6 protein-coding genes are annotated in these 5,452 nt (G+C 66.7%); 2 read left to right on the top strand and 4 right to left on the bottom strand.

What is annotated here, in order from left to right; genetic code table 11:
- Positions 1-67 precede the first annotated feature (67 nt).
- Complete coding sequence (locus GBZ26_RS26425) at positions 68-427, top strand: amino acid kinase family protein (RefSeq protein WP_246654320.1); 360 nt, start codon at positions 68-70, stop codon at positions 425-427.
- A gap of 13 nt (positions 428-440) precedes the next feature.
- Positions 441-1,301 carry an amino acid kinase family protein gene (locus GBZ26_RS26420; RefSeq protein WP_174441384.1) on the top strand — a complete coding sequence of 287 codons (861 nt, stop codon included), beginning with the start codon at positions 441-443 and terminating at the stop codon, positions 1,299-1,301.
- 85 nt (positions 1,302-1,386) lie between these two features.
- On the opposite strand, the gene GBZ26_RS26415 is transcribed toward GBZ26_RS26420, so the two are convergent.
- From GBZ26_RS26415 to GBZ26_RS26400, 4 genes are all read right to left on the bottom strand, one after another.
- Positions 1,387-1,677, bottom strand: a complete 291-nt coding sequence (locus GBZ26_RS26415; RefSeq protein WP_174441383.1) for a hypothetical protein — start codon at positions 1,675-1,677, stop codon at positions 1,387-1,389.
- 288 nt (positions 1,678-1,965) lie between these two features.
- Positions 1,966-3,171, bottom strand: coding sequence for a glycosyltransferase family 4 protein (locus GBZ26_RS26410; protein ID WP_174441382.1), 1,206 nt, complete (start codon positions 3,169-3,171; stop codon positions 1,966-1,968).
- Between the two features lie 49 nt (positions 3,172-3,220).
- Entirely contained in the window at positions 3,221-3,913 is a 693-nt protein-coding gene (locus tag GBZ26_RS26405; protein WP_174441381.1) for a TVP38/TMEM64 family protein, read from the bottom strand.
- A gap of 522 nt (positions 3,914-4,435) precedes the next feature.
- Positions 4,436-5,014, bottom strand: a complete 579-nt coding sequence (locus GBZ26_RS26400; protein ID WP_174441380.1) for an NUDIX hydrolase — start codon at positions 5,012-5,014, stop codon at positions 4,436-4,438.
- Positions 5,015-5,452: the final 438 nt, after the last annotated feature.

The raw sequence follows: 5,452 nt of genomic DNA, 5'->3' as shown, positions 1-5,452 counted from the left end.
GCGCAGTCGCAGTTAATCTGAGCATAAGCCCCGTCTTGTTCTCACCGATTTCGAGCAGGATTCGGCGATGAAAGCGAGCACGGCCGCCGATGATTGCGAGCAGCCACAGGTAGGGCGGAATGACGCCGGCTGCTTCCTGGTGGCCGAGCAGTTCGGCTGCCGGGCGATGATCTACGTGAAGGACGAGAACGGGCTCTACACCGGGAACCCGAAGACCTCCAGGAACGCCACCTTCATCCCGAGGATCTCGGTGGACGAGATGAAGGCGAAGGGGCTGCAGGACTCGATCCTGGAGTTCCCGGTGCTCGACCTGCTGAAGAACGCCCGCCATGTCCGCGAAGTGCAGGTCGTCAACGGCCTCGTCCCCGGCAACCTGACCCGTGCGCTCGCCGGCGAGCATGTCGGCACCATCATCACCGCGCGCTGAAGGACCACACGCCATGTCCGACACCCAGCACAAGAAGCATGCCAACAGCATCAAGCATGTGGCCTCGCCGCTCGCGCGCCAGACCCTTCTCGACGGCAGCCTGACCGCCCCGGTCGCCGGCGTTCGCCCGATCCGCCTGCTGCCCTGGCTCCAGGTCGTGAAGATCGGCGGGCGGTCGATCATGGACCGCGGCCACGAGGCGATCCTGCCGATCGTCGAGGAGATCCGAAGCGTCCTTCCCGAACACCGGCTGCTGATCCTGACCGGCGCCGGCATCCGCGCCCGCCATCTCTACAGCGTCGGGCTGGATCTCGGCCTTCCGGTCGGCTCGCTCGCCCCGCTCGCCGCGACCGAGGCCGGGCAGAACGGCCACATTCTGGCCGCGCTGCTCTCGCCCGACGGCGTGTCCTACGTCGAGCACGGCACCATCGCGAACCAGCTCGCGGTCCATTTGTCGGCCGCCCGCGCGGTGGTGGGCAGCGCCTTCCCGCCCTACCATCACCACGAGTTCCCCGGCTCGCGCATCCCGCAGCACCGGGCCGACACCGGCGCATTCCTGCTGGCCGACGCGCTGGGTGCTGCCGGGCTCACCATCGTGGAGGATGTGGACGGCATCTATACCGCCGACCCGAACGGCCCCGAAGGCGGCACGGCGGAACTGCTGCACGAGACCACCGCCGCCGAACTGGCCAAGCGGGACGGCACGCTGCCGCTGGACGGCGCGCTGCTGGAGGTGATGGCGAACGCCCGCCACCTGGAGCGCGTGCAGGTCGTGAACGGGCTGGTGCCGGGCCGCCTGACCGCGGCGCTGCGCGGCGGGCACGTCGGCACCATCATCCGCACCGGCATCCACACCGGCGCCCGGCCGCTCTGAGCGGTTTCGGCCCGGCAGGCAGGAACGGCAAAGGCGTCCGGCGGCGACACCGGACGCCTTTCGTGCAGCGGGCGCCGTCAGGAACTCAGTTGCTCGCCATCGGCTTGCGGGCAACCTTCTGGACGTCGGCCTTCGCCACGGCCTTCACCGCGGGCGGCGCCATGTCCTCCGAGGATGCCTGCTGAAGCCGGCCCTGCGGGCTCGCCTTCGACGGGAAGGCCACGGGCAGCAGCATCGCGGCGAAGACGGCGACGGCGATCAAGGTCTTCACGGCTTCCCAGGCGAAACCGCCGCGGCGCGGGGTGTTGGCAACGTCGTCCGCCTGCAGGGCGGTCGCCGAGGCAGCCGGCATCGGCTGGACTGCGGTCATGGACATGGCAGGCACTCGTGTTCGGGTTCGCCGGATTGGTAACCCCTACCATCGCAAGGGTCATGCCATGCCCCGCGCTGCGCCGCGGCCTTTCCCGGCACTTCGTTTGGAAATTATCTTAAAATCAAAACAATGCCGGCAATTCCGCCCCGCCGCCCTCGGTGCGGGCGTGGCGCTTCGCGGGCGCGGCAAGCCCTTTCCGGCCCGCTCACCCGGCAAAATCCTCCCCATGGGCGGCGGCTTCTGCCCCCCGCCGGGAAAATATTGCCGTACGGAGTGGGCTCTTTCCCGGCATCAGGCCATCGCGCGGATCAACGCGATCTGGCGTTCCAGGCAGCGGGACAGGTCGAACCGCTCCACCGCCGTCTCCCGCGCGGCGCGGGCCAGCGGGGCGAAGGCGCCGGGGTCCTCCAGCACCGCGACGGCCTTGGCGGCGATATCCTCGGGGGAGAAGAAATCGGCCAGCAGCCCGTTCTCGCCGTGCCGGATGACCTCCCGCACCGGGGCGGTGTCGGAACCGATCACCACGCAGCCGAGCGCCATGGATTCCACCATCGACCAGGACAGGACGAAGGGATAGGTCAGGTAGACGTGCGCCCGCGACAGCCGCAGGACCGACAGATACTGGTCGTAGGGAAGGTGCCCCAGGAAATGGACGCGCGCCGGGTCCAGCGGCACCTCGGCCAGCATGGTTTCCCGCCAACTCCTTCCGCCGGGGGGCGCCGAACCGTAGCTGACCTCGTCGCCGCCGGCGATCAGCACATGGGCCTTCGGCCGCGCCTCCAGGATGCGCGGCAGGGCGCGCACGAAGCTTGGGAAACCGCGGTAGGGCTCCAGGTTGCGCACGGCGTAGGTCAGCACCTCGTCCTGGCGCGTCAGCACCGTGCCGTTCGCCAGGGTGACGCGGATGTCCGGGTCGGGCAGGAGCTGCGCGGTGTCCACCCCGTCGTGGATGACCTCGATCTTCGGGTGGAACGGCGCCGGGTGGGAGTCGCGCTGCCACTCGGTCGGGGCGATGCCGCGGTCGCAGGATTCCAGGGCCAGCAGCAGCGGCGTGCTGCGCATGCGCAGCCGCAGCACCGTGTCCACATTGACCGGGACCGACGGGTCGAAGCCGACATCCAGCCCCTGGGCGCGGTAGAAGAACTCGCAGTAGTTCAGGTAGGGGGTGTTGGGGAACACGTCCTTGACGAACAGCGTCTCGCCCCAGCCCGGATGACCGACGATGACATCGGGGCGGAAGCCCTCCTCGCGCAGGCCCATCAGCAGCCGCGCGGCGGCCTGACCGTGCAGCACCGCGTTTTCGGTGGACACCAGATAGGGGTGCGCGTTCTCCCGCGCCTTGCGGCTGGGCTGGTAGGAGAGGCGGCGGACGTTCGGGATCTCGCGGTCGGTCCGCTTGGTGACGAAGACGACGCGGTTCGCCGGATCGGCGGCCAGACGGGCGGCCAGATGCTTGTACTGGCCCGGCATGTTCTGGTGGATGAAGACGATGTTCATGATGCCTCCGCAAGGGCCGCCGGCCGGATGTCGTGATGCAATCTGGCCGTCAGGCGCGCCCGGCGCCGAACTTCTCCCGCAGCTTCGGCCCGACCTTCGGCAGCAGAACCGACAGGATCAGCAGGCTGAGCCCGATGACGGTCGGCGCGATCCAGTCCGGCTTGCCGGCCAGGGCGTGGTCGCCCGCGGCGCCGAACTGCACGAAGGCCACGGTCATCGGCAACTGCCCGATCAGCGATCCGAAGGCGTAGGCGCCGAGCCGCACCCTTGTCAGGCCAAGCGCGTAGTTCACCCCGCTGTGCGGCAGAACGGGGACCAGCCGCAGCATGGCGACGGCCCGCCAGCCGCCCGTCTCCAGCCGCCGCAGCGCCTCGCCCCAGCGCGCGCCATCCAGGGCCGGAACCAGCCCGTCGCAGACGTAGCGGGTCAGCAGGAAGCCGGTGGAGGCGCCGATCACGCTGCCCGCCGCTGCCAGCACCCCGCCCCACCAGACACCGAAGACCAGCCCGGCGACCATCGCCATGACGGAGCGCGGGAAGAACAGCAGGCTGGCCAGGATGTGCAGGAGCAGGAACAGGACCGGCGCCGCGGGATGATGGCGCAGGATGTCCTGCAACGCGTCCATCCCGAAGGTCCCGTGCCACGCCCACCAAGCCCCGGCCCCGCCGAGCAGGAGCAGGACGAGCAGTCCCCGCCCCAGGTTGCGGAGAGTGGACAGGGAGGGTGTGCGGCGCTCGGCCATGGTGCGGGCCTTCGGTTCAACGAACGGGGCTTCTATGGTCCGGCTTGCATATCATGGGCGCTACCGCGCCGCGAGAGACGATCGCGCAGGCGCCGGGCGACTCCCCCACAGGCCGGAGTCAAGAAAAAGGCCGCAGCCAGGACGGCGCGGCCTTCAAGTCTAGGGAGGAAACGCCCAAAGGGCATCCGGGATTCAATTTATGCTGCAATGCAGCAAAGGTCAAGCCCCTGCTGAGCGGTCTTCGCAAAAAATACTCCGCCCTTTGTCGCCCCCCACCTCACCTCTTCGGATGACAGTGTCCGGAAAAAGAAAAGGCTGCAGCCGGTGAGGCGCAGCCTAGTTCTGGGAGGGAGGAAACCAAGAGAACTTGGTGAAGCCATTTATGAGCTGATTTGATTAACAGCGCGTAAATAGGTCATGTATTCCGAAGACATACTCATTTTTTGACAAAGATCAATAAAGCCAAGCTTCCGCTTGGCTATGGAAAAGACGATTTGCTGCACGGCGGCAAGCGAAGCCGCGTCACTGATGCCGGTGGCTGAGCGCCCTCCGGACGTCGGTCTGCCACACCATGCTGACCAGGGCGATCTGGGTGAGCAAAGCGATCTCGCCGTGCCCGATGGCGGCCAGCAGTTCCTCCCGCGTCATGAACAGGATTTCCGTCTCCTCCAGATCGTCGGACAGCGGATCGGCCACTCGGCGGCAACCGGTGGCGTGGAACATATGGGACACTGCACCACCCTGGTTGGCGTTGACCGTGTAGCCGCCAAGCGCCGTCCAATGGTCCGAGACGAAACCGGTCTCCTCCAGAAGCTCCCGCCGGGCCGCTTCCAGCGGGTCTTCGTCCGGCGACAGATGGCCGCCGGGAAAGGTCAGATTCACGCGCCGCGGGCCGTGCCGGTACTGGCGATAAACGATGGCGCGTCTATCCTCCGTCTCGGCGAAGATGCAGGCAAAGGACGGCATGTCGAACTGGTAGTAGTCCCGGATGACCCGCCCGTCGGGTAGCTCCACCGTCTCGACATGGACTTTCAAGAACGGATCGGCGTCGAGCAGTTCGCGACTTTCAAGCACGGTCCACGGGCGCAGGCGGCGCGTCATCCCCCGGTCTCCTTCGTCCTGTCCTTGTTTGCGGCGCGCCCTGGGTAACGGGCAGGCGCCGCCGGAGCAAGAAACATGAAAGGGCGCGCTTCAGATTTCGCAGCGCTGCGTGCATTCAAAAACACTGATCAACCTTTCAGTGATTCACCATCAACCAAGGCAAGCTTTCGTCGACACACATCAGCGAACGAGCAGCGCAAAAATGCGATGATTCGATGAGCTTGCCCTTTTTGGTAATCTGATTAGGATGCATAAACAACGATGGATAAAGATTATCTGTTGAATTTTATCCTTATGCTTGTGAAAGGCGATGGGTCGGCGACCGCAGCCGCACTCACCCCCTCCGAAAGCCGCCCATTGAAAGCCGTGGAAGTCCCATGCCGAGCCTGCCTTTCTCAGATCTCCGTCCCCCCTCTTCCGCGACCGCCCCACCCCGCG

This window comes from Azospirillum formosense, assembly GCF_013340925.1.
GTDB lineage: Bacteria > Pseudomonadota > Alphaproteobacteria > Azospirillales > Azospirillaceae > Azospirillum > Azospirillum formosense.
Note: the sequence above shows the minus strand (reverse complement) of the source record. Positions and strands in the feature narration are given on the sequence as shown.

Coding starts and splice junctions, on each gene's coding strand:
- GBZ26_RS26425 (WP_246654320.1), top strand. CDS start 68: ATGAAAGCGAGCACGGCCGCCGATGATTGCGAGCAGCCACAGGTAGGG.
- GBZ26_RS26420 (WP_174441384.1), top strand. CDS start 441: ATGTCCGACACCCAGCACAAGAAGCATGCCAACAGCATCAAGCATGTG.
- GBZ26_RS26415 (WP_174441383.1), bottom strand. CDS start 1,677: ATGTCCATGACCGCAGTCCAGCCGATGCCGGCTGCCTCGGCGACCGCC.
- GBZ26_RS26410 (WP_174441382.1), bottom strand. CDS start 3,171: ATGAACATCGTCTTCATCCACCAGAACATGCCGGGCCAGTACAAGCAT.
- GBZ26_RS26405 (WP_174441381.1), bottom strand. CDS start 3,913: ATGGCCGAGCGCCGCACACCCTCCCTGTCCACTCTCCGCAACCTGGGG.
- GBZ26_RS26400 (WP_174441380.1), bottom strand. CDS start 5,014: ATGACGCGCCGCCTGCGCCCGTGGACCGTGCTTGAAAGTCGCGAACTG.